General features: G+C 66.7%; 27 protein-coding genes. 20 read left to right on the top strand and 7 right to left on the bottom strand.

What is annotated here, in order from left to right:
* Positions 1-191 precede the first annotated feature (191 nt).
* From GO591_RS04275 to GO591_RS04240, 8 genes are all read left to right on the top strand, one after another.
* Complete coding sequence (locus tag GO591_RS04275) at positions 192-698, top strand: sigma-70 family RNA polymerase sigma factor (RefSeq protein ID WP_157155674.1); 507 nt, start codon at positions 192-194, stop codon at positions 696-698.
* Positions 695-1,396 carry an anti-sigma factor family protein gene (locus tag GO591_RS04270; RefSeq protein ID WP_157155673.1) on the top strand — a complete coding sequence of 234 codons (702 nt, stop codon included), beginning with the start codon at positions 695-697 and terminating at the stop codon, positions 1,394-1,396. Before GO591_RS04275 ends, GO591_RS04270 begins: the two co-directional genes overlap by 4 nt.
* Before the next feature lie 594 nt (positions 1,397-1,990).
* Complete coding sequence (locus GO591_RS04265) at positions 1,991-2,482, top strand: COG4315 family predicted lipoprotein (protein WP_157155672.1); 492 nt, start codon at positions 1,991-1,993, stop codon at positions 2,480-2,482.
* Positions 2,483-2,733: 251 nt separating this feature from the next.
* Complete coding sequence (locus GO591_RS04260; RefSeq protein WP_198295555.1) at positions 2,734-3,849, top strand: DUF1611 domain-containing protein; 1,116 nt, start codon at positions 2,734-2,736, stop codon at positions 3,847-3,849.
* Positions 3,849-5,618 carry an ABC transporter ATP-binding protein gene (locus GO591_RS04255; RefSeq protein WP_157155671.1) on the top strand — a complete coding sequence of 590 codons (1,770 nt, stop codon included), beginning with the start codon at positions 3,849-3,851 and terminating at the stop codon, positions 5,616-5,618. The genes GO591_RS04260 and GO591_RS04255 overlap by 1 nt, the downstream gene beginning before the upstream one ends.
* A complete protein-coding gene (locus tag GO591_RS04250) occupies positions 5,615-6,742 on the top strand; it encodes a CapA family protein (RefSeq protein ID WP_157155670.1) in 1,128 nt (375 codons plus the stop codon). The genes GO591_RS04255 and GO591_RS04250 overlap by 4 nt, the downstream gene beginning before the upstream one ends.
* On the top strand, positions 6,735-7,682 hold the full coding sequence (locus GO591_RS04245; RefSeq protein WP_157155669.1) for an alpha/beta hydrolase: 948 nt from the start codon (positions 6,735-6,737) through the stop codon (positions 7,680-7,682). The genes GO591_RS04250 and GO591_RS04245 overlap by 8 nt, the downstream gene beginning before the upstream one ends.
* Positions 7,683-7,759: 77 nt before the next feature.
* A complete protein-coding gene (locus GO591_RS04240; protein WP_232466267.1) occupies positions 7,760-8,059 on the top strand; it encodes a DUF1905 domain-containing protein in 300 nt (99 codons plus the stop codon).
* On the opposite strand, the gene GO591_RS04235 is transcribed toward GO591_RS04240, so the two are convergent.
* On the bottom strand, positions 8,056-8,403 hold the full coding sequence (locus GO591_RS04235) for a hypothetical protein (protein ID WP_157155668.1): 348 nt from the start codon (positions 8,401-8,403) through the stop codon (positions 8,056-8,058). The genes GO591_RS04240 and GO591_RS04235 overlap by 4 nt on opposite strands.
* Before the next feature lie 111 nt (positions 8,404-8,514).
* Here GO591_RS04235 and GO591_RS04230 point away from each other — a divergent pair, with 111 nt between their 5' ends.
* The 3 genes from GO591_RS04230 (at position 8,515) to GO591_RS04220 (ending at position 11,066) form a co-directional block, all read left to right on the top strand.
* Positions 8,515-8,787 carry a glutaredoxin family protein gene (locus tag GO591_RS04230; RefSeq protein ID WP_157155667.1) on the top strand — a complete coding sequence of 91 codons (273 nt, stop codon included), beginning with the start codon at positions 8,515-8,517 and terminating at the stop codon, positions 8,785-8,787.
* A 226-nt stretch (positions 8,788-9,013) separates the two neighbouring features.
* On the top strand, positions 9,014-9,910 hold the full coding sequence (locus tag GO591_RS04225; RefSeq protein ID WP_157155666.1) for a DUF4190 domain-containing protein: 897 nt from the start codon (positions 9,014-9,016) through the stop codon (positions 9,908-9,910).
* A 196-nt stretch (positions 9,911-10,106) separates the two neighbouring features.
* Entirely contained in the window at positions 10,107-11,066 is a 960-nt protein-coding gene (locus GO591_RS04220) for a VOC family protein (protein ID WP_157155665.1), read from the top strand.
* A 107-nt stretch (positions 11,067-11,173) separates the two neighbouring features.
* On the opposite strand, the gene GO591_RS04215 is transcribed toward GO591_RS04220, so the two are convergent.
* Positions 11,174-11,872, bottom strand: a complete 699-nt coding sequence (locus GO591_RS04215) for a hypothetical protein (protein WP_157155664.1) — start codon at positions 11,870-11,872, stop codon at positions 11,174-11,176.
* Positions 11,873-12,013: 141 nt separating this feature from the next.
* Here GO591_RS04215 and GO591_RS04210 point away from each other — a divergent pair, with 141 nt between their 5' ends.
* Positions 12,014-13,237 carry a sensor histidine kinase gene (locus GO591_RS04210; RefSeq protein ID WP_157155663.1) on the top strand — a complete coding sequence of 408 codons (1,224 nt, stop codon included), beginning with the start codon at positions 12,014-12,016 and terminating at the stop codon, positions 13,235-13,237.
* Positions 13,234-13,890 (top strand): response regulator transcription factor, encoded by a 657-nt coding sequence (locus tag GO591_RS04205; RefSeq protein ID WP_157155662.1) that lies wholly within the window; start codon positions 13,234-13,236, stop codon positions 13,888-13,890. The genes GO591_RS04210 and GO591_RS04205 overlap by 4 nt, the downstream gene beginning before the upstream one ends.
* Positions 13,891-13,924: 34 nt before the next feature.
* Here GO591_RS04205 and GO591_RS04200 read toward each other — a convergent pair whose 3' ends face one another.
* Positions 13,925-14,557, bottom strand: a complete 633-nt coding sequence (locus GO591_RS04200; protein WP_157155661.1) for a hypothetical protein — start codon at positions 14,555-14,557, stop codon at positions 13,925-13,927.
* Between the two features lie 239 nt (positions 14,558-14,796).
* Here GO591_RS04200 and GO591_RS04195 point away from each other — a divergent pair, with 239 nt between their 5' ends.
* The 3 genes from GO591_RS04195 to GO591_RS04185 all read left to right on the top strand — a co-directional run bounded on the left by GO591_RS04195 (position 14,797) and on the right by GO591_RS04185 (position 18,719).
* On the top strand, positions 14,797-16,902 hold the full coding sequence (locus GO591_RS04195; protein ID WP_157155660.1) for a sensor histidine kinase: 2,106 nt from the start codon (positions 14,797-14,799) through the stop codon (positions 16,900-16,902).
* Between the two features lie 4 nt (positions 16,903-16,906).
* Positions 16,907-17,554, top strand: a complete 648-nt coding sequence (locus GO591_RS04190; protein ID WP_157155659.1) for a response regulator — start codon at positions 16,907-16,909, stop codon at positions 17,552-17,554.
* A gap of 187 nt (positions 17,555-17,741) precedes the next feature.
* Complete coding sequence (locus GO591_RS04185) at positions 17,742-18,719, top strand: NAD(P)H-quinone oxidoreductase (protein WP_157155658.1); 978 nt, start codon at positions 17,742-17,744, stop codon at positions 18,717-18,719.
* Positions 18,720-18,921: 202 nt separating this feature from the next.
* On the opposite strand, the gene GO591_RS04180 is transcribed toward GO591_RS04185, so the two are convergent.
* On the bottom strand, positions 18,922-19,875 hold the full coding sequence (locus GO591_RS04180; RefSeq protein ID WP_370455336.1) for a DnaJ domain-containing protein: 954 nt from the start codon (positions 19,873-19,875) through the stop codon (positions 18,922-18,924).
* A gap of 64 nt (positions 19,876-19,939) precedes the next feature.
* On the opposite strand from GO591_RS04180, the gene GO591_RS04175 reads away from it, so the two are divergent.
* Entirely contained in the window at positions 19,940-20,434 is a 495-nt protein-coding gene (locus tag GO591_RS04175) for a metallophosphoesterase family protein (protein WP_157155657.1), read from the top strand.
* A gap of 208 nt (positions 20,435-20,642) precedes the next feature.
* Here the strand turns inward: GO591_RS04175 and GO591_RS16065 are convergent, their stop codons facing one another.
* On the bottom strand, positions 20,643-23,495 hold the full coding sequence (locus GO591_RS16065; protein ID WP_198295554.1) for a helix-turn-helix transcriptional regulator: 2,853 nt from the start codon (positions 23,493-23,495) through the stop codon (positions 20,643-20,645).
* Between the two features lie 61 nt (positions 23,496-23,556).
* Positions 23,557-23,823 (bottom strand): hypothetical protein, encoded by a 267-nt coding sequence (locus GO591_RS04165; protein WP_157155655.1) that lies wholly within the window; start codon positions 23,821-23,823, stop codon positions 23,557-23,559.
* Between the two features lie 200 nt (positions 23,824-24,023).
* On the opposite strand from GO591_RS04165, the gene GO591_RS15750 reads away from it, so the two are divergent.
* On the top strand, positions 24,024-25,106 hold the full coding sequence (locus tag GO591_RS15750) for a hypothetical protein (RefSeq protein WP_198295553.1): 1,083 nt from the start codon (positions 24,024-24,026) through the stop codon (positions 25,104-25,106).
* 20 nt (positions 25,107-25,126) lie between these two features.
* A complete protein-coding gene (locus tag GO591_RS04155) occupies positions 25,127-25,306 on the top strand; it encodes a hypothetical protein (RefSeq protein ID WP_157155654.1) in 180 nt (59 codons plus the stop codon).
* A 97-nt stretch (positions 25,307-25,403) separates the two neighbouring features.
* Here GO591_RS04155 and GO591_RS04150 read toward each other — a convergent pair whose 3' ends face one another.
* Positions 25,404-26,216 (bottom strand): CPBP family glutamic-type intramembrane protease, encoded by an 813-nt coding sequence (locus GO591_RS04150; RefSeq protein WP_157155653.1) that lies wholly within the window; start codon positions 26,214-26,216, stop codon positions 25,404-25,406.
* 59 nt (positions 26,217-26,275) lie between these two features.
* On the opposite strand from GO591_RS04150, the gene GO591_RS04145 reads away from it, so the two are divergent.
* The gene (locus tag GO591_RS04145; RefSeq protein ID WP_157155652.1) at positions 26,276-26,650 is read left to right on the top strand and encodes a TraR/DksA family transcriptional regulator; all 375 of its coding nucleotides are present in this window, start codon (positions 26,276-26,278) and stop codon (positions 26,648-26,650) included.
* Positions 26,651-26,672 lie beyond the last annotated feature (22 nt).

Raw genomic sequence — 26,672 nt, 5'->3', positions numbered from 1 at the left:
CCACGCCCCGCCCACCGACACCCCACCGATCGAAGCCCAGGCCACCCACGCCCCGCCCACCGACACCCCACCGATCGAAGCCCGAGCCACCGACGCCTCGCCCGCCGACACGCGGTCAGCCGTCCCCGTCCCAACCGGACCCGATGAACCAAACGCACCGATACCTCGTTGTAAAGGGTAGGAGGTGAGGGATGCCGCCAGACGACGAGTCTCGACTGGTCGAGCTGTACGACGCTCACGGACCGTCGGTCTGGCGCTTCGTCGTCCACCTGACCGGCAGCCCGACCGAGGCGGATGACATCGTGCAAGAGACCCTGCTGCGTGCCTGGCGAAGCCCCCAGATCACCAACGATCAGCCTGCCCTCACCCGTTCATGGCTGCTTACCGTCGCCCACAACCTGGTGATCGACAACGCCCGCAGCGCCCGCCGTCGCCATGAGATCGGCGTGGCCGAAACCCCGGAGCGGATCCGTGAGGACAGCACCGACGCCCTCTTCGAAAGCCTGCTCGTCGAGGAGGCCCTTGCCACCCTCGACCTCGAGCACCGCGCGGTGATCGTGCACGCCTACTACGGCGGCTGCAGCATCGCCGAAGTCGCCGACCGGCTCGGCATCCCCCAGGGCACCGTGAAGTCGCGTCTGCACTACGGACTGCGCACCCTGCGGCTCGCCCTGCAGGAAAAGGGGGTGACCCGATGACCACCGATCATGCCCGGTTCGCACAGTGGGATTCGGCGTACGTGCTGGGCGCCCTGTCGCCGTCCGAACGCAGCGAGTACGAGGAACACCTCGCCACCTGCACCGAATGCCGCCGAGCCGTCGCCGAACTCACTCCGATGCCAGGGCTCCTCGCCCGGCTGTCCGGCGACCGGGCGAATGCACTGCTCGAGGACCCGGATGCCGCGACCCTCAGCCCACCGACCGACATGGTCGACAGGATTCGACAGCAGCAAAAGGTCCGCCGTACGCGACGGATCTGGGTCTGGACTGCTGCGACCGCAGCCTCCGTCGCCGCACTGATCCTGCTGGCCACCATCATCGTGCCGCTCACCCTAGGGCGACCCGCCGACGCTCAGTCGTTCGCCCTGGAGTCGCTGACCGAGGCACCGATCAGCGCCACGGTGACTCTCACGCCGGTCGGGTGGGGAACACGGATCGACCTGAGCTGCACTTATGAGGGCGAGGCTGCGGATGCCCCGGAGCAAGGTTGGCCGTATGCGCTGTACATCACCGACGACAACGGCAAGCTGAGCGAGGTTTCGAGCTGGCGAGCATCACCCGGAGAAACCGCCCGACTCGAAGCGGGCACCGCAATCGATCTCGATGACATTGCTGCCGTCGAGATCCGACCAGTCGACAGTGACCGGACCCTGATGCGCGGAGTCCCCGAGGACTGATCAGCTGCAGCGCAATCGTGCACTGCTCACCTTGAAGAGGGTTGCGACTTGGACACTGTGCTGCGGCTTGGACACAGGGCCGCAGCTTGGAGGGAGGCCTGGTTGCGGATTGGAGACAACCTGGCTGCGGATTGGAGACACGCCTGGCTGCGGCTTGGAGAGAGGGGTCGCTGCGGCCTGGAGACGGGGCTAGCGGCGGCTTGGGGAGTTCGCTGCTGCCTGGAGACTGAGCTCGCTGCTGCTGGAGACGGAGCCGCTGCTGCCTGGAGACGGGACTAGCTGCGGCTTGGAGACAGGGTGGCTGCCGCTCGAAGACAGGGTGGCTGCGGCTTGGGTGCTGTTGCACGGTGGGCTCTTGCGCGGACGGTATGGCGATGTTGTGCAAATTCCGTCTGGCGTGAACCATCCGACGGCGGGCGTCGTTGTTCAAAGGTGGCCGCGTTCCCGGTCACATCGAAACTGAACGACCAGAACAACCCGAACACGAGAACAACCACCCGAGAACGACCGGGACGACCAGAACGACCCGAACGACCCGAACATCCCGAACACGAGAACGACCAGAACGACCAGATCTCAACGAGGAGAGTTCCCATGAAGCTGCGAATCGCAACCGGACTGACAGCCACAGCCATCGCCATCTTGCTCACCGGCTGCACAGGTACTACCGACGACACGACACAACCTCCCGCCGACGAGGGCACCTCAGAGGCCTCGCCCGAGTCGAGCGAGGCGGTGCTGATGACCGCCGAATCCGACGAATACGGTGAGATCGTCGTGGACGCCGAGGGCATGACCGTCTACATGTTCGACCAGGACACTCAAGACTCCGGCACCAGCACCTGCGAGGGCATGTGCCTGACCAACTGGCCCCCAGTGACCGCCGAAGGTGACGACCCTGAGGTCGAAGGCGTGACCGGCGAAGTCGGCACAATCACCGCCACCGATGGCTCCACTCAGCTCACCCTGAATGGCTGGCCGCTCTACTACTACGCAGGTGACACCGCCGCCGGCGACACCAACGGACAGGGTGTCAACGAGGTGTGGTGGGTGCTCGACCCAGCAGGAGAAAGGCTCGCCGAATAAGACTCACCGACTCACGAGCAACCATAAGTCCGCCTTCTTGCCGGAGCATTGCGAATCGCTTTCCGCACTCTTAACCTAGGAGCCCCGCTTCGCCGCATGTCTGACCCGCAGACAACCCGATACCCGTCCGGCGGGCCGGTAAGGATTCCCGCATGCGTACTCGAACCCGAGTCTGGGTCCAAAAGTTAAGCGCCGATCGACGCGACCTCGCCAAGTCGGCTTTCACCACCCGACGAGTGCCAGAGTCCGCGATGCGAACAATCGTCTCCGGGGCCATCCGACCCCGCTCCGGTGATCTGGTGCTCGCCCGTGTGACACGGCTCGGCCACCACCGTCATATCGAAAGTCCGAACGGCCGACGAGCACTGCTGAACCTCGACGACGAGATCATCGTCGCCTACGGCGACCGGTATGCGACCGACCAGTTCGAGAGCCGCGTGCCCACCTCCCTCGGGCGCACCCAGTTCGTCGCCTCAGGCGGAATCGCATCCCAGGTACTCAGCCGCAACCAGTCCGTACACGCCGCGACACAGATCGTGCCGATCGGCCTGATCGGGGACGACGGGGGTCGCCCGCTGAACCTGATGGATTTCGCACTTCAACCGGTGCTGCCCGACCGGGGACGTCCACCCACCGTCGCGGTGCTCGGGACGGCGATGAGCTCGGGCAAGACCACCACGGTGCGCTACCTCGTGAACGGGCTGAGTCGCGCCGGCATCCGCACCGGCGCTGCCAAAGCAACCGGCACCGGATCTGGCAACGACTTCTGGTGCATGATCGACGCGGGTGCGCACACCATGCTCGACTTCACGGATGTGGGGTTCTCCTCCACGTATCGGCAACCGCTGGGCCTGCTGGAACACAAGTTACGTGAGCTCGTCGACCACCTCACCGAGGCTGGCAGCCTGATCAATCTGATCGAGATCGCCGACGGCATCTACCAGGATGAGACCTCCCGGCTCCTGGACTGCAGCACGTTTCACGAGCTCATCGACGGCATCATCTTTGCCGCTCCGGATGCCATGGGCGCAACGGCGGGAGTCACCCACCTGCAGCAACTCGGCTACGACGTGCTGGGGGTCTCCGGGCTGCTCACCCGCTCGCCGCTGTCCGCGCGCGAAGCCGAAAGAGCAACGATGCTGCCGGTGCTTGAGTCTGATCAGTTGCGTGACGTGCACATCAGCGCACCACTGCTCGGCGTCCCCTACGCCAGGCTCCGCGCTGACGAGATCGACGCGCATCAGATCAACACGGACGAGATCACCGCCGACGAAAGACGCCGGAAGGAGACATCCGGCCTCCCCAGCCGCAAGCGCTACGCCGTACAACTGACCGGTGCCGCCCGGGCGACCGTAGGGACACACTGATGAAACAGTCCAGCGGCCTCTGGCGAATCACCGGCGGCCAGGTCACCCTCGTTCTGTCCATCGCGATACTGCAGGTCGGCGTCCTGATCGGCTACGTCCTGCTCATCCGGGCGATCATCGACGCCCTCGTACCGGGGGCCGTCGGTGCCGCTGCCGACGTGGTCTGGCGAACCGCGATCCTCCAGGTGATCGCACTGGCGGTACTCGCTCTCTTCAACGGCTGGCTGCACGCGATCGAGTTCTCGATCACCGAACGGATCGGCTACCGCATCGTCCAGGACCTCCGCATGCGCATGTACGAGCACCTGCAGGGCATGTCGGCCCGACAATTCCAGGGCCGCGCCCGAGGCGGAGTGCTGCTGCGGTTCCTCGGCGACCTGTCGATGACCCGGATGTGGGTGAGCCGCGGTGTGCTGGGCGGATTCGTCGCTGCCATCGCACTGGGCGGGGCAACAATCGGACTCGGCATCCTGAACCTGTGGATGACGCTCGCCATCGTGGGCGTGCTGTTGGCAGGCGCTGCCGCATCGCTCGCCGCCGGACACGCCATGCGCCGCGCAACCCGCACCATGCGACGACGCCGCTCGCTCGTGATGAGCAACCTGGACGAACAGATGAACACGCTCTCGATCATCCAGATCTCCGGCCGCACCCGCGGCGAGTACGCCCGCCTCTCGCGCCAGAACGACACCCTCACCCGGGCCCTCATTCGCGTCGCGCGGCTTCGCGGATACCTGCGCGGGATCGCGACGGCGTCCACCATGCTGGCCGTCGCCGCGGTGCTGATCAGCGGACTGTTCGAGGTACGTCGCGGCGGCACGACGGTCGGCACCGTGGTGGCGTTCGCGATCGTCGTGCGTCAGTTGGCGGGCCCGATTCGCCGCCTGGGTCTCGCCCACGACTACTGGCATCGCGCACAGGTATCGCAGCAGAAGATTCTCGAGTTCCTGCAGAGTTCCAGCCGCGAACTCGATAACCCGATCGACGTACCGCTGAGAGTGCGAAAGGGAACGATCGAGTTCGACCACGTGAGCGTCGAAGGCGCTCTGTCGGATGTCAGCTTCACTATCCCCGGTGGACAGTTCGTCGCGATCACCGGACCCGGCGGGGCAGGCAAATCGACGCTGCTCGGTCTGGTGGCCCGCACCATCGATCCGAATCAGGGCTCCATCGTCATCGACGGCCAACCGCTCGAGTACACCACCCTGCGGTCCATCGCCCGCTGGATCGGAGCGGTCGGCCCTGACCTGCCGCTGACCCGTGGCACGGTGCGCCGGAATCTCACCTATGCGATGCCGGATGTCTCGGACGATGAACTGCAGCGGGTGCTTGCCGTCACAGGGGTGGACGATCTGCTCGACGACCTGCCGCACGGACTGGAAACCTGGGTCACAGAAGGCGGCCGCAACCTGTCACTCAGTCAGCGCCAACGAATCGCCCTCGGCCGCGCAATCATGGGCTCTCCCCCGATCCTGCTGCTCGATGAGCCGACCCACGGTCTCGACGAGAAGGGGCGCGACCGGCTACTGCAGATGCTGAGCAGGCACCGAGGCACGGTTCTGCTGGCTTCGCACGATCCGCGCGAGCTTGCCCTTGCCGACACGGTCATCGTGCTGACGGACGGCCTAGTCGTGGCGGAGGTGCCCGGCGATGAGTTTCGGGACCGGCTCTGGTTGGCAGAGGAGAAAGGCATCGACTGGCAGGAGCTGGTTCTCGAAACGCACGGACCTGAACTGGCCGACCAGTCGGCGGTAGGTGGTGTCAGATGAGACGCGCACTCCGCCGCGATCTCTGGCTGATCGTGCTCTGCCTGGTCGGGTTGGCCGCGATTCTGTTCACCCTCGTCGCCGACTTCCGTACCCGCACCGCCCCCGACGTTGAGGCGATCACCGTGGCGGTTCAAAGCCCCGCAGAGCATGAGTGGTCGCTCGAGTTCACCGGCGACACCATGCTCAGCGCCGATGCCCAGCCGCTGCTCGACCAGTACGGTTACGACTTCCCGTTCGCGCAGGTGGCGCCGATGCTCGATGCCGATGTTGTCGTCGCCAATGTGGAAACACCGATCAGCCTCGCCACTGTCCCGGCCAATCCCGGCAAGGAGTACTCCCACAACGCGAACCCTAAAATGGCGCCAGCGCTGAAACGTGCCGGCGTGGATGTGGTGAATCTTGGCAACAACCATTCCATGGACATGGGACTGCTCGGGATGCTGCATACCCAACGGTTCACATCCGCTGCCGGGCTGACGCCGTTTGGAGCCGGCCAGACCATCGCCGAGGCGGAGAAGCCGCTGCTGCTGCGGTCGCCGATCGGTACCGTCGCCGTGGTGTCCCTCGGCGAGGACTTCGGCGACCGGGCCAGGGCAACGATCGACCACGCGGGAACCGTCGCGTTCAAGCCCGAGACCGTGCAGAGGGGAATCGATCTGGCCAGAGCTGCGGGCGCTGACTGGGTGATTGCCGCCGTCCACTGGGGTGACAACTACACCGACACGCTGCCGGTCCAGCGGTATTGGGCGCAGGTGATGGTCGACGCCGGATACGACATGATCGTCGGCTCCGGCCCACACATCACCGCCCCGATCGAGTTCATCGACGGCGTCCCCGTCGCCTACAGCCTGGGGAACTTCATCTTCACCACACCCGGCCGGTACGGAAGCTTTGGCAAGGAGGGCATCGGCCTGCTGCTGACGCTGAAGCTGAGCAGCACCGCCCCCGCGCAACTGACGGTTCGATGCGTCCGGAACGACAATCGGATCGTCGACTACGTGGCGCAACCCTGCAGCGAGCAGGACGCCCAGCGGATCCTGCCGACCCTCAACCCGCGGATGCAGGTGGGGGGAACGGTCGGGAGGATGGTGTGCACCTGCTTCGAGCGGGAGGACCGTGAGTAGCCCAGCGCGCACCCACCTGTCGGCGTTGCTGCTCATCGGGCTGGCTTGGTTGACAGTCAGTTGCACCTCGACCCCTGGAGAACCCGTGCATGTTGAGCCCACCCCGTCGACGTCAGCGTCTGACCCTGCGCCCGAGTCCGCAATCGTGCGCGCCGGGCTGGACGATTTCCGCTTCCGGCCAGCAGGGCCACTCGAGGACAACCCGGTCAAGGTCTGGTATTCGGCCCCAGAGGGTTCCCTCGAGGACGTCCCGATCCTGATCGTGATGCATGGCGCCCAACGCGACGGTCGTGCCTACCGGCAGGATTGGCTCCCGCTGCTCGAGGACACCGACGTCCTGTTGCTGGTCCCGGAGTTCTCTGACGACGAGTATCCGGGGGTCGAGGCCTACAACCTCGGCCGCACCATCGATGATGACGGCGACCTGCGACCCGAGGACGAGTGGAGTCTCGGGGTGATCGAGCAACTGTTCGACTACGTGGTTGACGAGATCGGGAGCACGGCAAACGACTACGCCCTGTTCGGCCACTCGGCCGGCGCACAGTTCGTCCACCGGTTCATCGAGTTCATGCCCGAGAGCAGGGCCCGAGTGGCCGTCGCCGCGAACGCTGGTTGGTACACGGTGCCGGATGACTCGATCGACTTCCCGTACGGCACAGACGATGCTCCAGTCTCCGCATCGAACATGGCTCCCGCGTTTGCCCGTCGACTGATTGTGCTGCTCGGATCCGACGACATCGACCCGAAGGACGACCTGCTCCAACGAGATCGGAATACCGACCGACAAGGCAAGAACCGGTTGTCCCGCGGATGGCACTTCTTCGACCAGGCACGGGATGCGGCCGACGGGGCGCCTTTCAACTGGCAGCTGATCACGGTGCCCGGGGTCGCCCACGAGCACGAGGAGATGGCGAAGGCCGCACTGCCGCTGCTGCAGTGATGCGGTGGTGCGGATGCCGCCGCCTCGTCCATGTCAGAGGCTCAGTCCGTGTCAGACGGATATGCGACGGTGGAGTTGTGCACTTCGAATTCGAAGCAGAACTGTGGCGGTGGCAGGCTCGCCAGAGCGAACTCTGGACATTCGTCAGCGTGCCCGCCGAGGCATCCGCAGACATCATCGAAGTCGTCGATGGCATGACCGGCGGCTTCGGCTCGGTGCGGGTCGATGTTCAAGTTGGCGAGACGCGGTGGCGGACCTCAATCTTCCCGGACTCGGGCGGCAGTTTCTCACTGCCGATCAAGAAGGCCGTCCGCGTTGCCGAGTCGCTAGAACTCGGCGATGTCGTGCCGGTCCAGATCGAGCTGGTGGATTTCTAGGCGCCGTCGATCTGCTCCAGCAGTTTCTTCGACTCTTTCGCGATGTCGTCGTAGTCGTTCTGGGCGGCTCGGCTCTCGAGCGAGATCACCGCACACCGGTGCACCTGGCGGAAGTCCCCGTAGGGGAAGCTGTAGCGTCCCTTGGTCTCTTCCGAGGCCTCCGGATCCTCGCCCAGATGCCACTTCGCGTACTCGGCGTAGCCGTGCTTCTCGATGAACCGGTTCTCGTCGTCAGCGCTCGGGGCGTGCTCGCTCCAGTCATCGCGTTCGTCGTGGGTTGCCTTGCCATCCTTGACCAGCTTGCGCGCATGAGCGAGGGCCGTGCGATTCAGTTTGGTAGTCACCGTTCCAGTGAACGCCTGCCGATCGAGCGCACCAACCCCTCGCGCCATCCGTGTGGGTGGAGGCCGTGCCAGCTCGCGTAACGCTCAGAGACGACTCGTACACTCTCACGTATGACTTATGCCGAGGACACCCAGCGCATCACCATGTACGGCGCCGAGTGGTGCGGCGACTGCCGCCGCTCCAAGCGTCTGCTCGACGGACTCGGCGTCGATTACGAGTACGTCGACCTCGAAGCGGTCGCGGACGGCGCCGACCGCGCGCAGGCCATCAGCGGACGGACCAACATCCCCGTGATCGTGTTCCCGGATGCCTCGCACCAGGTTGAGCCGAGCGACGCCGACCTGCGGGCCAAGCTCGAGGAACTGGGCACCCTCAGCCGTTAACTTGAGCGTCGATCGGGTTGGATAGAATCCGCCCATGTCCGACCCTCACGTTCCAAGTCCCACTCCGGTCGAACCTGCACCACAGGTCCCTCCCACACAGCACGACGAAACACAGCACACCCCGGCCCAACACGACGCGGCACAGCCCACTGCAGCTCAGCCCTCGTTCGCACCGCCCGAGGCACAGCCCACGGCTTCGCAGCCCACGGCTTCGCAGCCCGCTGGGTTGCAGCCTCCGGTCCCGCAGTATGCGGCCGGTTCCGATATCCCGCCGTACGCTCCCCCGGCTGCATCCGGTCTCCCGCCGTACGCGGCCCCGGCTCCCGCCGCTCGCGGTAAGAACGGCTTCGGCCTGGCCGCCTTGATCATCGGTATTGTCGCTCTGATCGGCGCATTCATCCCGGTCGTCAACTACGTCAGCGGGTTCATCGCGGTTGTCGGCCTCGGGCTGGGCATCGTCGGCCTGGTACTGAAGAACCGGGTCAAGGGCATGGCAATCGCCGGAACCGTGACCTCCGGGGTCGCCCTGGTGCTCTCGATCGTGCTCGCGATCGCCTACTCCGTCTGGATCATCGGTGAATTGGAAAACGACCTTGGGAACGTCTCCACCAGCTCCGAACGGCCGGTCACGGAAGCGCCCGTGACCGATGAGGAGGAGACGGATGCCGAGGCAGCAGTCGGCAGCCGTGAGAACCCGGCACCGATCGGCACCACCGTCGTGCTCACCGGCACCGACGGCGACGCCTACGAGATCACCTTGGGTGCACCGATCTTGAACGCGACCGAGGCAGTCGTCGCAGCGAACATGTTCAATGACGCCCCCGAGGCGGGCTTCCAGTACGCCATGGTTCCGGTGACCGTCACCTACACCGGCACCGCGACCGGCAACCCGTGGCTCGACGTCGAGGTGGAGTTCGTCTCGGCGGCGGGAACAACCCACCGCCAGATGGACGCCATGTCGGTCGCTCCCGAACCGCGGTTCATGGACATCAACGAACTGCACCCTGGCGGAACAGGAACCGGCAACATCGCGATCCTGATCCCGTCCGCAGACGCCGAAATCGGCGCGTGGGCCCTCAGCGGACTCTTCGGAGACGAGACGTTCTTCATGGCCGCACAGTAAGCACCACACCACACCGCACCTGGCACCCCCGGGCCATTCAGGCTCGGGGGTGCTTTCATCTCCCGACTCCGGAGCCGGCTCGGGATGCCTTCGCGAAGCAACTCGGGACGCCTCGGGAACCGGTTCAAGTCGTGAGCCCAGCCGCATTCATGAACCAACCGGAATACAACCGTGAGCGCCGGCGTTTCAACTTGCCGTGACTTCTTCGCTCCGCCTTCCCCTCTGGATTCTCGGCATCTCCGTGATCATCGCCATCGTCGCCGGAGGAATCACGGCCGCTGTGATGGCAGCCGGCAACGCACCGAGTGACGAGGTTCCCGCGAGCGTGATCAGCGCCGACACCCGGATGGGCGCGGTCGAGCTGAAGACCAGCAACATCGAGGCGATGACCGACTACTACGGCCCGGACGGTGTCGGACTCTCCGTGCTCGGTGAGGAGGGCGGCATCCGGTCCCTCGGTGTTGACGGTGAGGAGCTCATCCGTCTCGTGCCCACCGACGCCGAGCTGGCCGCCCCGACCGAGGCGGGGCTGTACCACACGGCGATTTTGTTCCCGGATGCCCCGGCCCTTGCCGGCACGCTGGCCCAGCTGGCGAGCACCTACCCCGGCCTGTACGGCGGCTCGGCCGACCACGCCGTCAGCCACGCGTTCTACTTCGGCGACCCTGAAGGTAACGGAGTCGAATTGTATGTCGACACGCCTCGCGAGGACTGGGTCTGGGAAGACGGCTACGTGCAGATGGGCAGTGAACCGCTGGACATCAACCGGTTCATCAACGACAACCTGGGCGAGGATTCCACCGGAGAGGCCACCATGGGACACGTGCACCTCAAGGTCGGCAACCTCGAGCAGGCCGAGGCGTTCTACGGCGACACGCTCGGTTTCGCGGTGACCGCCCGGGCGAATGGCGCGATCTTCCTTTCGGCTGGCGGCTATCACCACCACCTGGCCGCGAACACCTGGGGATCCGCGGGCGCCGGAGTGCGTTCCGACTCGCTTGGATTGGGGTCGCTCGAGGTCGTCGTGCCCGACGCATCCGAGCTCGACGCGGTGGCGTCGCGGCTGACTGATGCGGGTCTCGAGTTCGAACAGACGGATGCCGCGATCACCGTCGCCGACCCGTGGGGCACTGTGGTGGAACTGAGCGCGAAGTAGGGCTGACCCACCCGCTGGTCGATCAACGGCTTCCAGAAAACGCCCATGCGCCATCAGGAGCATGGGCGTTTCTGGACGGTCGGCCTTCGGGTAGCCCACCGAGCTCGTCAGCGGCGGCTGTCTGCGACCGCCGCCTCTGCCGGTTCCGCTGCCATGGGACCCGGCGTCCACAGTTCCAGCCGGCTTCGCCACACCGCCATGGCGAGGGCGCCCAGGGCCGCCAAGTACAGCACTGCGGACGCGTAAGCCGCCCACTGCGTGAGACCGGTGCCCACGAACTCGACCACGACGAATGCCCATAGGACGTACGGGATCCAGCGGACACCGACACGCGCCCGCAGCAAGCCGACCCCGAGCAGGATCAATCCGAGCACCGTGCCGACGGTCCCGCCCACCGCCAAGACGTCGACAATCGCCGGCAGTTCACCGTCGAGCAGCCGGGCGTAGACGTCATGATTGGCGACATCCGAGGCCATCGTGACTACCGCGAGCTGAAAGCCCGCATACGCGGCATGCCCGAACCCGCCGATCACGGCGAGGGTGCCTCCGATTGCCGCGATCATCGGGGACTTCTGACCGATCAGCTGGGTGACGCCGATTGCCGCAACGATGAACGGAAGCTGCGCGACGAGGAACGCCGTCGCCGAGAGCACCGCGACATCGCCGCCAGCCTCAATCTGCTGAAGTTGCGCGAGCGTGGTCGCCGGAAACGGCGGCACCAGCAGCACCCAGAGCGCGCTGAGTGCGGCGGTGAGCAACAGGCTGACGGCGACGGTGGTGCGACGGAACAGGGCGGTGGATCGCATGATCTTCCCTTCGATCGGTTGGTCTGGCTGACCACCGCCGACGCTAGGGAACCAGGTCGTAGCGCGTCATCGGTCTGAGGTTGACCGAGCGATCAACTTTCGGCTGATGATTCGACGACACCTCACAACTAGGCTGGCGCCGTGAAACGACGGTTGTTCCACCGAGAGACGCTGCAGCGAGCCTTCGACACGGTATTCGCGACGGCGCTCGCCACGGTGGCGATCGTAGAGATCTGGATGCCGCTTCCCTCGGTGGCGGGCACGGGACCACGCGAACTGAGCACGACCGTGGCGGTTCTGCTCTGCCTGGCGCTGACCTTCCGCCGAGTGTGGCCGTTGCCGACTGCCCTGGTGGTCACCCTCGTCTGGCCGGTCGTGTTCAGTATCCAGCCGATCCTGATCCTGTTCTGGGGTCAACTGCTACCACTCGCGATCGCGACCTACTCGGTCGCCCGGCACGGCACTCGACGCGCCGGTCTGATTGGAGCGGTCGCTGCCGCCAGCTGCCTCGTGTTCTTTGACCTCCGGGTCGAGCCACTGCAGGAGCCGGGCGAGATCATCTTCCACTGGCTGGTGCTGGTCGCGGCCTGGCTGATCGGCCAGATGGTGCGCACCGCCGAGCGCAGGGCGACCGAATCGCAGCGACGGGCGACCGAGATCGAAGTACAGTCTCGTACCGCGACCCTCGCCGCCATCGCCGACGAACGCGCGCGGATCGCCCGGGAGCTCCATGACATCGTCGCCCACGCGGTCAGCATGATGGTCGTGCAGGCGGGGGCCGCCGAACAGGTCGCCGCCGACGATCCCGACTACACCCGCCGGGCTCTGGCAACGATTCGCACAACCGGCACCGACGCCCTCGCCGAGATGCGCAGCCTGGTCGCGATCCTCCGCGACGACGAGCCTGGCTCGCTGAGCCCACAACCCGGCTTGGACGATGTGTCCGCCCTGCTCGACGACTCCCGCACTGCTGGCCTCGATGTCGCATTCGAAGTCGAGGGAGATCCGCGGATGCTGCCAGCCGGCGTCGACCTGGCCGCCTACCGCATCGTGCAGGAGGCGCTCACGAACGTGCGCCGACACTCGGCAGCCACCCGGGTGAACGTGCTCGTGCGCCACACGGCTGAAGCAATCGAAGTCGAAGTGCGTGATGACGGCCGGGGTTCCACGGGCCAGCGCGAAGGGCACGGCTTGATCGGCATGCGCGAACGGGTCGCGTTGTACGGCGGAACACTTACGACCGAAAACGCGGCAGATCATGCGGGCGGATCCGGCTTCCGCGTGCACGCCGTGCTGCCGGTCGCCGCACACCCGTCGACCCTGCGCGCCACCCGGTCGACCGACGTCGCTGGCCCTATCGCATGACCATCCGGGTGCTCGTCGTCGACGACCAGGAACTCGTGCGTAGCGGCTTCCGGTTGATCCTGGAGCGACACGGATTCGAGGTCGTAGGCGAGGCGGGCGATGGGATCGAGGCGGTGGAGCTCGCCGCCTCAAGGCATCCGGACGTCGTGCTGATGGACATCCGGATGCCACGAATGGACGGCATCGAGGCGACCACGCTGCTCACCTCACAGCCCGAGCCCAGGCCCCGCGTTCTCGCTTTGACCACGTTCGACGTCGACGAGTACGTGTACAAGGCGGTCCGTGCGGGCGCGAGCGGATTCCTGCTGAAGGACGTCTCGCCGGACGACCTCGTGCACGCGGTCGGAGCCGTCGCCCGCGGGGACACGATGCTCGCTTCGTCGGTGACCCGACGGTTGCTGGAACGGTTCTCACCGCGAATCGAGTCGCCGCAAGTGGCAGAGCTGACCGACCGCGAAGTGGCGGTCGCGCGGCTCGTCGCCCGGGGGCTTACGAACGCGGATGTCGGGCGGGAGCTGTTCCTCAGCGAGGCGACGGTGAAGACCTACGTGTCGCGGCTGCTCGCCAAGCTTGAACTGCGCGATCGGGTGCAGCTGGCGGTGTTCGCCTACGAGTCCGGGCTCGTGCAGGTGGGCGAGCCGGCCGACCAGTAATTGGTCGGCCGGTCACCGGCGCGCTACCGAGTCACTACTGGGTGACTACGGTATCGCTCTGCTGCCGGAGATCTCCGGTTGCAACGGGTTCGCCCGGGGACCAGGCGACGGCGATTCCCAGCAGCGCGACGCCGAAATTCACCGCGGTTTCGAGGTAGGCAGGGTGTCCCCAGGTCGAGATCGCGGCGAGCAACAGGGTGAGAGGAAACAACAGCACCGGCGCGATCAGGAACAGCACCGGCAGTCGCAGCTCGCGGCGCCGGATCAGGGCAAACCCAAGCACGATCGGCACCAGCAGGGTGACGATGAACGCACCGGTGGAGATCAGCGAAAGGAGCTCGCTGTACTCGGCCCGCGGGTCGCCGACGGCATCCCAGCCGAACAGGATCCCGAACAGCGCAAAGCCGACGATCAGGATCCAGCGCACCACCGCGACGAACCGACGTCCGGCATCGACGATCGGCCCGGCTTTCAGCAACACCGCCGCGAGCAACAGGTATGGAATCGCATGACCGAACCCCACACCGCGCAGCATGAAGTCGTTGCCGGCCTCGAGGGACCAGGGGGACGGCGTTCCGGGCAGGTTCGCGGCCCAGATGGCGTCGGTGAGGGCGATGGTCGACATGACGGTCGCTCCGACGAGAGCGGCGATCGGCAACAGTTTCACGGGAACTCCTATTGGTTAGAGGCACAGCGGTAGAGGCACAGCGGGTTAGTGCAGCCATCGAGGGCGCCACCAGCTGAGAGCCGGATGCCGTCAGCTTGAGCCAGCTCCATCGGTCGACACATCCGTCTTGACGCATCGAGCTGCTCCGACATTCGGCCGCACGTTCTCGCGTGAAGTCGGACCCCACGTCCGACCTGAGGAGGACGCCGCATGTCACTGACCACGGCTACTCTCTGGGCATGAGCCTCGCCCGCCCGCGACTGAGTGAGTGGATCGTGGCGCTCGGCTGCGCGGCATGGATGGCTCTGTTCCTCTGGCCGGTCACCGGTTGGGCGCTACCCGCTGCTTTGGTCGGCGGGCTCGTGCTGCTCTTCATCCGGCACCTGCCGGTCCCCGCTCTGCTGGCGTTGATCGGGCTGCAGATGGCGCTGGCGTTCGCCGATGTGACCGTTGAGAACGTCGCTGGACTGGCGCCCGCACTCATCGGGGTCTACTCCGTCGGCCGCCATGCCGGGCTGCTACGCGGCGGCATCGCCGCGCTCTGCTTCCTCGCAGCCGTGCTCGCCCGCGATCTCACCGTCCAGAACTTCCTCTTCGGTGGCGTCATCCTTGGTGGTTCGTTCGCCTTCGGAGTGGTGGTGCGTCGTCGGGCTGAATTCGCCCGCAGGGCACAGACGGCGGCATCCGATCTCGAGCGAATGGATGTCGCGGCGCTGACCGCGACCGTCGTCGCCGACGAACGCGCACGACTGGGCGGTCAGGTGCTCAGCGTCATCCGCACCTCGGTTGAGGCGATGGGTCATGACGCAGCGGCCGCGATGGGAACGCTCGATGCCGCGATCATCCGCCGCATCGCCGAACGTGGTCGAACGGCTGTAACCGAGTTGCGCTGGCTGCTCGGCCTGCTGCGCAGCGAACCGCAGCCCAATGCACCGCGCCGACGCTCTCCCGCGTGGATCGCGGATGTCGCCACCGCTGCCACCACCGTGTTGCTCTGCCTGCTCGACGAATCGCTTCCCGGCGAGTCGCTCACGCCGCTCGGCTGGGTGTTGCTCGTCGCGCTCGCGGGAACCCTGGCGCTGCGGCGCCGTCGTCCGCTGATCGCCATTGCCGCAGCGGCCGCCATCGTCGCGCTCATGGTGATCGCCGGGACACCGCTGATCATCGGCTTCGGAACCACGGCACTGATCACCCTGAGCCTGCACGCGTGGACCGCTGCTGTCACCGCACGCTGGTCAACCTGGCTGGCCTTCGCTGTGCTCGTCCTGGTGACCGCCGGCTGGTTCCAGCTGCAACAGTTGCTGGATAATCTGCCGGTCATTCTCGCTGTGCTCGCCTTGGCGACGTTCGCCGGCCATCAATGGACCGGAAGTGACCGCGTCGGCCGAATCGCGGACGCCCACGCAGCCCGGTTGCGCGCCGACCTCGACAGTGAGATCGAGCTGGCACTGCGTTCCGAGCGGCTGCGGATCGCTCGAGACCTGCACGACGTGACCAGTCACGCGGTGGGAGTGATGGTGCTGCAGGCCTCGGCTGCCGAGGCTTTGCGCGAGTCGGATCCGGATGCCGCACGCCACGCCCTGCACACGGTCGAGAGCACCGCCAGCCAGGCTCTCGGCGAGATCACCGTGCTACTCGACGTGCTCGACGCGGGAGCGATCGGTTCGGCCGGCCTCGCCCGGGCTTCGCCGGAATCGCTCGCGGACCTGGTGCAGCGGATGCGCGCCGCCGGGCTGCGAATCACTCTCGATGCGCCGGCGTTTGCTGGCGGGTTGACGGGTTCGGGTGTGCTGACGCGTCTGGGCGAGGCGACGGGTCTGGCGACGAAACCGGCGAAGGGGAATGACGGGGCGACGCGTCTGGCGACGGCGACGGCGACGACGGCGACGGCGACGACGGCGACGGCGACGGCGACGAGCAGGGTAACGGGGCCGGGCGAGCAAACGGAGCCGGACGAGCAAGCGGGGCCGGGCGAGCAAACCGGGCCGGGCGAGCAAACGGGGCCAGACGGGACAACCCTTCCGGCCGAGCTGGAAACAACCGTGTTCCGCATCGTGCAGGAAGCGCTCACCAATGTCGTCAGGCATGCGCCAGGATCATCCGCGCGGGTGCGTTTGGACGTCACCGGCGAATCGGTCGTGCTCTCGGTCGTCGATGACGGACCCCGCACATCCCCAGCACATGGCCCGCCGGCCACTGGATCCGGTTTCGGCCTGACCGGTCTGGCCGAGCGGGTGCGCGCACTCGGCGGCGAGGTCAGTGCTGCCCCCACACCCTCCGGTGGATTCGGCGTCTTCGCCCGGTTGCCGATCACTGACCGACAGGTGACGAGAGATGCAAGGTGACGCAATGATTCGTGTGGTGATCGTTGATGATCAGGACCTCATCCGCGGCGGGCTGCGGGCGATCCTGCAGACCGAGCCGGATCTGACCGTGGTGGGAGAGGCCGCGGATGGTGCTGCGGCGGCGACTGTGGCCGCGGCATCCGACGCCGATGTCGTGCTCATGGATGTGCAGATGCCCGGCTCCGATGGGATCGAGGGAGTGCGGCGGGTGCTCGCGGCACGCCCCGAGGCGCGAGTGCTCATGCTCACGATGTTCGACCTGGACGAGCACGTCATCGGGGCGCTCAAGGCCGGGGCGAGTGGCTTCCTGCTGAAGACGACGGCACCAGCAGAATTGATACGAGCGATTCGTATCTGTCATGGTGGCGGGCAGTTGTTCGCTCCGTCTGTCACTCGACGTTTGGTCGAGACGTACGTGCGGCAGCCGTCGCAGAACGGTCCACCTGCTGAGTTGTCCGCACTCACCGAGCGCGAACTGGAGGTGTTCGCGGCTATCGCCCGTGGGTTGTCGAACGCGGAAATCGGTGCGCAGCTGTTCATGGGCGAGTCCACGGTGAAGACCCACGTCACACGGATCCTGGCGAAGCTGGGCCTGCGTGACCGCGTGCAGGCCGTCGTGCTGGCGTACGAGAGCGGTGTCGCTGGACGGTGAGCGGCGGGGGTTGAGGGGCCGGGGTCCCGGTGAGCTCGACCCGCGGGGTGCTCGGCCAACGGGATGCTCGATCATGAGGGATGCTCTACCAATCAACGGGCTGCTCGATCAGCGAGTGGCAACCAAAACTGGCTCGACCAAAGGGAGTGCCTCGGAACGTTCAGACAAGGGCTCCTAAGCTGGATGAATGCGCGCGATCCTCGTTTCTGAGCCCGGTGGTCCCGAAGTCCTTACGGTGGGCGAGGTCGAAATCCCGCCGGTCGGCAGCCGCGACATCCGGATCCAGGTCGCCGCAGCAGGGGTGAACCGGGCCGATGTCGCACAGCGACTGGGCCGCTATCCATCCCCTCCCGGTTCGCCGGAGTGGCCGGGGCTTGAAGTGTCGGGCACAGTCGCCGAGATCGGCGAGGCGGTCACCCGGTTCGCGGTCGGTGACCGCGTCTGTGCCCTGCTCGGCGGAGGCGGGTACGCCGAACAGGTGGTCGTCTCCGAGGACCTTGCCCTGCCGGTGCCCGACGGGCTTGACCTGGTCGACGCGGCCGCACTGCCCGAGACGGTCGCCACAGTGTGGACGAACGTGTTCCTCGCCGGACGGCTGAAGGCCGGCGAGACGCTGCTCGTGCATGGCGGCGGCAGTGGCATCGGCACCACGGCGATCCAGCTGGCCAAGCTCGCCGGTGCCCGGGTCGCCGTGACCGCGTCGGCTGGCAAACTTGATGCCTGCCGCGAGTTGGGCGCCGACATCCTGATCGATTACCGGTCCGAGGACTTCGTCGAACGAGTCCTCGACGCAACCGATGGGCACGGCGCCGACGTCATCCTCGACATCATCGGCGGACCCTACGTTGCCCGCGACATCGCCGCCCTCGCCACCAACGGCCGGATCCTCATCATCGCGAACCAGAGCGATGAGCAGGCGACCTTCGACCCCCGCAGGCTGATGGCGAAGCGCGGGTCGATCACTGCCACGACGCTGCGAGCACGGCCGCTCGAGGAGAAGGCTACGATCATGCAGCAGGTGCGCACGGATGCCTGGCCCTGGGCGTTGCGCGGTGAACTTCGTCCGCTCATCGACAGCCGATTCCCGCTCGAGCAGGCAGCCGAGGCGCACCGCCGGCTGGAGGCCTCGGCTCACATCGGCAAGATCGTGCTCACCGTCGGCTGATCGCCCGCGGGACCTCGCTCCACAGGACATTCGGGGTGACACGCCGAGTGTCGGGGGTTCGGCGCACCGCGTGTCTGCAGAATTTCCTGCTGAGCGCAGTGGGGCACGCATCACGGAGGATCGGGAGGCTCGACCAGTGAAGGCGCCAGACCAGAAAAGGAGCTCGGCCCTCGAATGGGCTCCTCCCCTGCCAGTCCGGCGGTTACACGAAGTTGATCGCAGCCTGCAGGCGCGTGCGCACCTCGAACAGGTCGGTGCCACCGATGCGGTACGCCCCGGGAAGCCCATCCCGCATCACCTGCGGCAGCCGCGGCTGTTGCACCACGGCGGTCACCGCACCGCGGGATGAGCCGAGTATCTCCACGCCCTCGTAGGTGGCGCCATCCGGGACCACGATCGCCAGCGCCGTGAACTTCACCCGCGCCGCCCGCGCCACCTGCTTCGCCTTGGCCCCGAGGTCGTGCATCGGACGCTCCCCGACGATACCCTCGCCGATCAGCTCGCCCCGCTTGGTCCGCACCTCGGCGCCCCAGTCCTCGGACTGCAACGCAAACAAGCCGGTCGGCCCGAGCACGACGTGGTCGAGCTTGCCGTAATCGGTGGCAACGTCATGCCAGATCGTGTAGCCGATGCCGAGCCCGGCCAGCTGGCGGGCGGTCTCCTCTTCGGCGAGCGCATTCGCGAGCAGGTGCCGGATGTCTCGGGGTGCACGCCGCACCAACTGTGGGTCGTACGGGTCCTCGAGGGTGACGCCACGTCCGGCCCACTCGCGAACCAGATTGAGATATTGCTCCCGGGACGCCCCACCCGGATGCCCGTACGCCCGTGCCGTTGGCCGGGTGCCCTCACGCTTCCGCGGTGCGGGCGGCGCCCAGGCCGGATGGTCCTCCCCCATGCCTGAAGCACCCGAGACGAAGCCGCGGTCGTAGCGGGCTCGGGCTTCCGGGGTGCCGACCTTCTCCCAGGCGCGCTGCACGGCATTGAACCGTGCGGCGTTGCCCCCGGTGTCAGGGTGGGTGAGCCGCAGCATCCGCCGATATGCCTTGCGCAGTTCGTGCGTGGTTGCCGTCGGGCTCACGCCCAGCACCTCGTACGGCGATGCCGCAAGCGGATGGTGGTCGGGCATGGTGATCTTTCCGGTCGGGAACTGGCACATCGAGAATACTTCGCCCGAGCTGGGTGGCCGACCCGCTCAGCGGGAGCAGTGGCAGGATGCTGCCATGCCCCGGCTCCTGCTGATCGCCGACACTCATGTGCCGAAGCGCGCCCGCGACCTGCCCGAATCGGTGTGGCGAGCAGTCGAGCACGCGGATGTCGTCTTCCACGCCGGCGACTGGGTGAACCTCGACCTGCTCGACCGGTTGGAACAGCACTCCGCCCGGCTGATTGGCGTGTACGGCAACAACGATGGCACTGAGCTTCGCGCCCGGCTCCCCGAGATCGCACACGAGGAGGTCGGCGGCATCCGCTTCGCCATGGTTCACGAGACCGGGCCGGCGACCGGCCGAGAAGCGCGCGCCGAGGCACGGTTCCCGGATGCCGAGGTGCTCGTGTTCGGGCACAGCCACATCCCGTGGGACAGCACCTCACCCGGCGGCCTGCGCCTGCTGAATCCCGGCTCACCCACCGATCGGCGGCGCCAACCGATGTGCACGTTCATGACCGCGGTCGCCGGCGGCGGCGTGCTGCGGGATGTCGTGCTGCACGAGATCTGAGCGAGGCCGAGCGACGCCAAGCGAGGCTCGGCACGCAGGGTGTGTGTCCGGTCGGTACATCCGTGCCTGCTCGAGCGGGCACAGATGTACCGAATGGGCACAGAAAGGCGGGCAAAGACGGTCGGCGCGGCGGATGTGCGCACCCGCTGCGCGCCGTTGCCCACCCGCTGCTCCACGCCTGCGCACGCACCGCCCGGTCTAGCGGGACCTAACCAGGCACCCGCTGCCCGGCGAGGAACACCGCCTCGGTGCGACTGGTCGCCCCGAGCTTCCGTAGGATCGCCGACACATGCACCGATGCGGTCTTCGCGCTGATGAACAGCTTCTCGCCGATCTGTTTGTTCGACAGGCCTTGCGCGATCAGGTCAAGCACCTGCTGCTCACGCGCGGTCAGCTCGGTCGGGTCACTCACCGGTCGAGACTCAGTCACGCTGAGCCCAGCGCTAGTGGCGAATTCGTTGACCCGTCGGGTGATCAGACGTGCGCCAAGCGCGGAAGCCTCCCCTGCCGCCTGCTCAAGTGCCCGCCGCGCACCGACGCGATCACCGGCCGCGAACAGCGCCTGCCCGAGCCGGTACCGCGCATACGGCCGCACATGCGCAGGACCCTGCAGTTCGAGCACTCGCTGCCAGGACGACACGTGATTGGCGAGTTCCGCGTCGAAGACGGTCGCCCACAATTCGTGGGTGGGCCAGCCGGATGTTGCGGCCAGCACGCGACGGAACGGCTGGACGTCCTCCTCGGAAGCCTCGCGAGCGGAAAGCACCCGGCCGGCAACACTGAGCAGCGGCAAGTCGTGACCCACCATCCGACGTTCACCGTCGCCGATCAGGACCTGAACATGCGCCCACGCGTCGTCGAGGTCACCCTGCTCGAGCGCGATTTCGGCTCCGACTCTGGCAACTGTGAGCTTGATCTGCAGGTCGATTTCGGAGAGTGAAGTGAGCTGACTGCGCCAGCTGCGGTACAGCGACGCGGCGGCATCCGTCTCGCCGCGCCAGAGCAGCAGCCACAGCTTGGCCCGTCGCAGATATGCGGTGAACACGAGCGGGGTCGACATCGCGAGCGCCTGGTCAAGCAGCGCATCGGCACGATCCCAGTCACCGAGCGCGAACAGCGGATCGACGGCGTTGGACGACAGCATTATCCCGGTGCTGCGTTCGACACCGAGTTCGCGTGCACTCGCTATTCCGGCCTCAGCTATCGCCAACGCGTCGGCGTAGTTGCCGAGCGCGAACTGAACGTCGGAACTGTTCAAGCTATGACGCAGCAGCGCACCATCGTCGTTGCCCGCCAGCTCGAGTGCCAGGTCGAGGTCGGCAATGGCCTCGGCCACCTTGCCGCTGTTCGCACGGGCAACGCCGCGCAGATTGGCGGCAACCGACGCCTGGACCGGGTCGTGGTCGAACAAGTCGGAAGTCGTCTCGGCATGTCCTGCTTGCGAGCGGGCATGTTGTGTCAGCTCGAGCGCCTCGCTTGCGGCGGCCACTGCGGCGTCGTGATAACCCTCGATCATCGACCGACTGGCCAACTGGTTCAGCAGTTTCGCCCGCACCAGGTCGTCGACGCCGACCGGCACCAGGTTCAACGCCTGCTGCAGGAGGGCAATCGACCCGTGCTTGCCGGTGTTGGCCAGGAGGAAGGACTTGGTCCGCAATAGCAGCGCGTAGGTGCTGTCGTGCTGGTTCGGTGACTCGTCGATCGCGAGGTTGATCATCGCGAACGAGCGCTCCATGTCGCCGGCGTCACGCAACGCGATCGCGGTTCGCGACAGCACGTCGACCTTGCTCGTGCCAGCCAGTTCGGCGGCGTTCGGAATCCGCTCCCACAGGTCCAATGCGGCCTCGCCCATCTGGGCCGCGGTCATGTAAGCGTAGGTTTCGGTCGCATCGGTCATCGCCAGCAACGCCGCCGTTAACGCTCGTTCCTGATTGTGCGCGGCCAGCCAGTGCGTGGCCACCTCCGTGGAGCCGCACGCATAGGCACCGGTGGTCTCGAGCACTTCGGCGTACCGGCCATGGAAACGCAGCCGCTCCCCCGGCAGCAGTTCGGCGTGGATCGCCTCACGCACCAGCGCATGCCTGAACGTGTAGTTGCTGTCGGTCGCGGTGATCACCTGGGCCAGCACCGCTTCGCGGGCGGCGCCGTCGAGGTCGGCGATCTCGCCCTCAGCGACCGAGGCGAGCACGGTGTGCCGCACGGACACGCCACCAGCGGCGAGCAGCCTCAGCAGCGACTGAGCCTCTCCGCTCAGCCGCTCATACCGGGCAAGCAGCAGGTCGCGCAGGCTGTCGGGGAACACGTCGCTCTTGCAGCAGACCAGCTCCTCGACGAAGAACGGCACCCCGTCGCTGCGTTCGAACACGTTCTCGAGCGCCAGCGGATCGGGCACGCTGCCGAGGATCTGCTGCGACAACTCACCGACCTCGTCGACGGTGAGCCGCTGCAGTTCGATCCGGTCGGTGAGCCGCGACCGTTCCAGTTCGGCAAGGAAACCACGCAGTGGATGCCCCCGGTGCACGTCATCACTGCGATAACTGAGCAGCAGCATGACCGCGCTGTCACCCAGGGCACGCACCAGGAAGCGCAGCACGGCTAGGGTTGCGCCGTCGGCCCAGTGCAGATCCTCGATCACGACCACCAGCGGACGTTTCCTGGCCAGGTTCTCAAGCAGCACCGCGACGACCTCATGCAACCGCGCAGCGCTCGAGGGTTCGGCGGCGGTCAGCTCCGGCAGCAGCACGCCTAACGCTCCGCGGCTGGGGCCGGCCGCATCCAGCACGGCCTCCTTGCCGACCTGGTCGATCAGGTCGTGCAGCATCCCGGTGATCGCCGCATACGGCAGCGCGGAAACGCCGAGGTCGACGCATTGGCCGAGGACGACGGTGGAGGTTCCGGATGCGTCGCGGCCGAACTCGTCGAGCAGCCGGGTCTTGCCGATCCCGGCTTCACCGGCGAGCACGACCGTGCGCGGACGACCCTCGCTCACATCCGCGAGGATCGTGCGCAGCGCGGTCAGCTCACGGGAACGGCCGACCAGGGTGGCGCTCGTTGCTCTCACCCCTTCATCGTGCCACGCCGCACCGACACTGGCAGGGATGATTCGCTCATTCATCCGGCGTTCAGGCCGGGTCGGGGCAGGGGGCCGACCCGGCCGCCGGCTGCGGCTGGCGAGCGGCGCGCTCCGTGCGTGCGGCGGTGCGCACGGTGCGTTCGGTGCGTGCGGTACTGCGCACGGCGGTCAGCCGGCTGACAGCCCGACGCAGCCGGCTGGGGACCGGCATCGACTCGGCGCCACGTTCCAACTGGACACGGCGCATCTCGAGCTGACGCAGCAGCTCCTGCTGTTCGATCTCGTAGAAGTGGTACGAGGCGGAAGCGTTGATCATGAGGGGTGTGCTCCTTAGTTCCTTAGCTGGTTCTATGCTCCGAGCTGAGGTAGGGGTCACGGATCGGGCGAATGCCCTATTTCCGGGTCGGGTATGCCGCCGGCGTCTTAGATGCTGCGCCCCGGTCTGGGGGGTGTCCACTGCAGCACCTGTGGTCTACATTCAGATTCTCGTTAAGCGACCGAGGGGGACGTGTCGAGGTGACCAGCGCAGGCGACGGCGAGTTCCTCTCGCGCCGCGAACTTCGCGCGCGCCACCCGGAACTGTTCCGCGCGCAGGACAGCGAGGCTCCTGAGGCCGTCGAAGCCGCCGCATTCGAGGCGCCGCCTGCGCCTGTGACGGATGCGCCGGATGTCCCGGTCACGGATGCCCCGGACCTGACCTCACCCGGCCCGACCGAGTCCGGCCCGACCGAGTTCGGCCTAACGTCACCCGGCCTGACCGAGGCCGCTCCTGCCGCCTCCGCACTGCCCGAGTCGGCCCCGGTCACTCCCGCCCCGCCCGCGCCCGGTCTGGCCACGCCGGTACTTCTTGCGCCGGAACCGGTGTTCGTCCCGGTCGAACGTCCCGCGGTGGAGCCCACGCCGGTTTTGGTCGGGGCATCTGCGACATCCGCAGCACCCCCGCCACCACCGCCTCCACCACCACCGCCGCCGCCGCCGCCCGCACCCCCCGCGGCCTCACCCTCAGCGCCGACGGCGCTCGTAGCGTCAGTCGAGTCAATGCCAGCCGCGCCACGGCCGTTCACCCTCGATCTGCCGCCGGCCCCCGACTGGACGACCGTGGTGTCACCGGTTGTTCCGCCGACCATCGACGTCTCAGCCTGGCGTCCGACCGGACCACAGCGCGCAAACACCGGCGCCGTGTGGTGGATCGTCATCCTCCCGATGCTCGGCGGCATCCTCCTCACGGGGCTGATGCTGGCGAATCCGGTCGCGCTGCAGATCGTCCTCGGTGTCGGCACCGGATCCGTCACACTCGAGTCGCTGCTCTCGTCGGCGCTCTGGCTGGTCGGCACCAGCCTCGGGGTGGGATTCGTGGTGATGCTGCTGAGTCTCGTCATCGGCTTCCGTGACCGCGCGAAACTGCAGGAACTCGGACACCAACGCACCGCGTCACCATGGTGGATACTGCTGGCGACGCTGATCTACCTGATCATCCGCACGGCCCACACCAAGCGGGAGACCGGGCGAGGCAGTGCACCGCTGGTGGTCTGGGGCCTGCTCTACATGCTGCCGTCGGTGATCCTCACAATTGTGCAAATAGGCGCCCTGTTCATCTGACCGGCGCGTACCCTTGATAGATGGCTGAGTCACAACAAGACGACAGCGCCCGGATCGACGATGAGAAGCTCACGGACGAGGGACTTCCGTTGCCCGGCGAAGGCGGCGACGACCCGATGACGCGCAAGCAGAAGAGCCCGCTCACCACCCGCGACGACCCGCGCACCGGGCTGCCGATCGGTCTCGACGCGTACCGCTAGCAAGCGATCGTCCGCACCTGCGCGAGCCCGATCATGTCTTTGACAGGGAGCTGCGCGTCGACAGTGAGCCCCGGCGCAACGTAGCGAGTGCCGCGCGCTAGTAGATGAAGATCGGCAACCACTCCGGGTTGTGCGCGTGCAGCAGCACGAGGAACACCACCAGGTCGAACAGCAGGTGCACGGCGACGACGTAGGTCAGTGACTTCACCTTGGCGAAGATCCACGCCTGGATCAGCGCGAACGGGATGGTGAGTACCGGTCCCCACTCCCGATAGCCGAGCTCCCAGAGGAACGACACAAAGATCGTCGCCTGCAGCAGGTTCGCCTGCCACATCGGGAAGTGCCGTCGCAGCAGCGTGAACACGATGCAGATGAAGAACAGTTCGTCCCAGATCCCGACCGCGTTCACGCCGACGAACAGGCGCGCGAGCTCATCCGGGGTATGGATCGCGGGCCAGTTCAGGTACGCGCCCGAGCGGATGAAGTAGACCGGCAGGATCGCCCAGCCGAGCAGCACCACGATCGCGAGGTACCAGCGTTCGAGCCTGGTCCAGCGTTTGCCGGTGCGCACCGGGAACCGGATGGTGTGGTTCCGGTAGCCGAACCGGTCGATCAGGTACGGCACCACCACGGCGAGCGCCAGCACCGTGCCCATCAGCAGCATGTTGCCGTAGCTGATGTCGGCTTCGAGCGAGATGGTGCTGATGATCACCATCCCGATGGCGATCAGCACGAGGTCCTTGAACAGTTCCCGTGCCGGTATCGCCACCAGCAGGCTGACGGCCAAAGTGACATATCCGGCGGCCTGGATCTGCACACCGAAGAGCAGAACCGCGGATGCCGCCACCCCGGCTGCGGGGACCAAACCCCACGACAACCGAGGGGGCGCTTGGATCGCTGTGGATGTCACCCCTCCAGCATGCCGGAATTCCACTCGACAAGCGGTCATCCCAAGGAGCACACTGGGGCATGGCTTTGACCCAGGCGCAGCGTAAGCACTTCGAAAAGCTTTTGCGTGAGCATCGGGCGGAGGTCGAGCAACAGGTTCTGGTGCTCGCCGGCACCATGCACGAGGTGCTCGACGCCCGCGGCGAGCCGTCGGCCGACGACGAGCATGACCCCGAAGGGCCGACGATGACCTCGGAGTGGTCCCAGATCTCCGGGGTGCAGTCCGACGCGTTGCGCCAACTGGACCAGATCGATGTGGCGCTCACCCGGGTCGCCGATGGCAGCTACGGTCTCTGCCGCCGCTGCGGCAACCCGATCGGCCTTGAACGATTGGAGGCCCGGCCCGCCGCCGACCTCTGCATCGACTGCGCGCGGCTCCTCGAGAACCACCGTTAGCCAGATCGGCGTTCGCTGGATC

Source organism: Diaminobutyricimonas sp. LJ205 (assembly GCF_009755725.1).
GTDB lineage: Bacteria > Actinomycetota > Actinomycetes > Actinomycetales > Microbacteriaceae > Ruicaihuangia.
The sequence above is the reverse complement of the archived record's forward strand: the minus strand, read 5'-3'. Positions and strand labels throughout refer to the sequence as shown.

Excerpts from the sequence above, each read along its gene's own strand:
- GO591_RS04275 (WP_157155674.1), top strand. The coding sequence starts at position 192 with ATGCCGCCAGACGACGAGTCTCGACTGGTCGAGCTGTACGACGCTCAC.
- GO591_RS04270 (WP_157155673.1), top strand. The coding sequence starts at position 695 with ATGACCACCGATCATGCCCGGTTCGCACAGTGGGATTCGGCGTACGTG.
- GO591_RS04265 (WP_157155672.1), top strand. The coding sequence starts at position 1,991 with ATGAAGCTGCGAATCGCAACCGGACTGACAGCCACAGCCATCGCCATC.
- GO591_RS04260 (WP_198295555.1), top strand. The coding sequence starts at position 2,734 with ATGCGAACAATCGTCTCCGGGGCCATCCGACCCCGCTCCGGTGATCTG.
- GO591_RS04255 (WP_157155671.1), top strand. The coding sequence starts at position 3,849 with ATGAAACAGTCCAGCGGCCTCTGGCGAATCACCGGCGGCCAGGTCACC.
- GO591_RS04250 (WP_157155670.1), top strand. The coding sequence starts at position 5,615 with ATGAGACGCGCACTCCGCCGCGATCTCTGGCTGATCGTGCTCTGCCTG.
- GO591_RS04230 (WP_157155667.1), top strand. The coding sequence starts at position 8,515 with ATGACTTATGCCGAGGACACCCAGCGCATCACCATGTACGGCGCCGAG.
- GO591_RS04215 (WP_157155664.1), bottom strand. The coding sequence starts at position 11,872 with ATGCGATCCACCGCCCTGTTCCGTCGCACCACCGTCGCCGTCAGCCTG.
- GO591_RS04205 (WP_157155662.1), top strand. The coding sequence starts at position 13,234 with ATGACCATCCGGGTGCTCGTCGTCGACGACCAGGAACTCGTGCGTAGC.
- GO591_RS04195 (WP_157155660.1), top strand. The coding sequence starts at position 14,797 with ATGAGCCTCGCCCGCCCGCGACTGAGTGAGTGGATCGTGGCGCTCGGC.
- GO591_RS04190 (WP_157155659.1), top strand. The coding sequence starts at position 16,907 with ATGATTCGTGTGGTGATCGTTGATGATCAGGACCTCATCCGCGGCGGG.
- GO591_RS04185 (WP_157155658.1), top strand. The coding sequence starts at position 17,742 with ATGCGCGCGATCCTCGTTTCTGAGCCCGGTGGTCCCGAAGTCCTTACG.
- GO591_RS04180 (WP_370455336.1), bottom strand. The coding sequence starts at position 19,875 with ATGTGCCAGTTCCCGACCGGAAAGATCACCATGCCCGACCACCATCCG.
- GO591_RS04175 (WP_157155657.1), top strand. The coding sequence starts at position 19,940 with ATGCCCCGGCTCCTGCTGATCGCCGACACTCATGTGCCGAAGCGCGCC.
- GO591_RS04165 (WP_157155655.1), bottom strand. The coding sequence starts at position 23,823 with ATGATCAACGCTTCCGCCTCGTACCACTTCTACGAGATCGAACAGCAG.
- GO591_RS04155 (WP_157155654.1), top strand. The coding sequence starts at position 25,127 with ATGGCTGAGTCACAACAAGACGACAGCGCCCGGATCGACGATGAGAAG.
- GO591_RS04145 (WP_157155652.1), top strand. The coding sequence starts at position 26,276 with ATGGCTTTGACCCAGGCGCAGCGTAAGCACTTCGAAAAGCTTTTGCGT.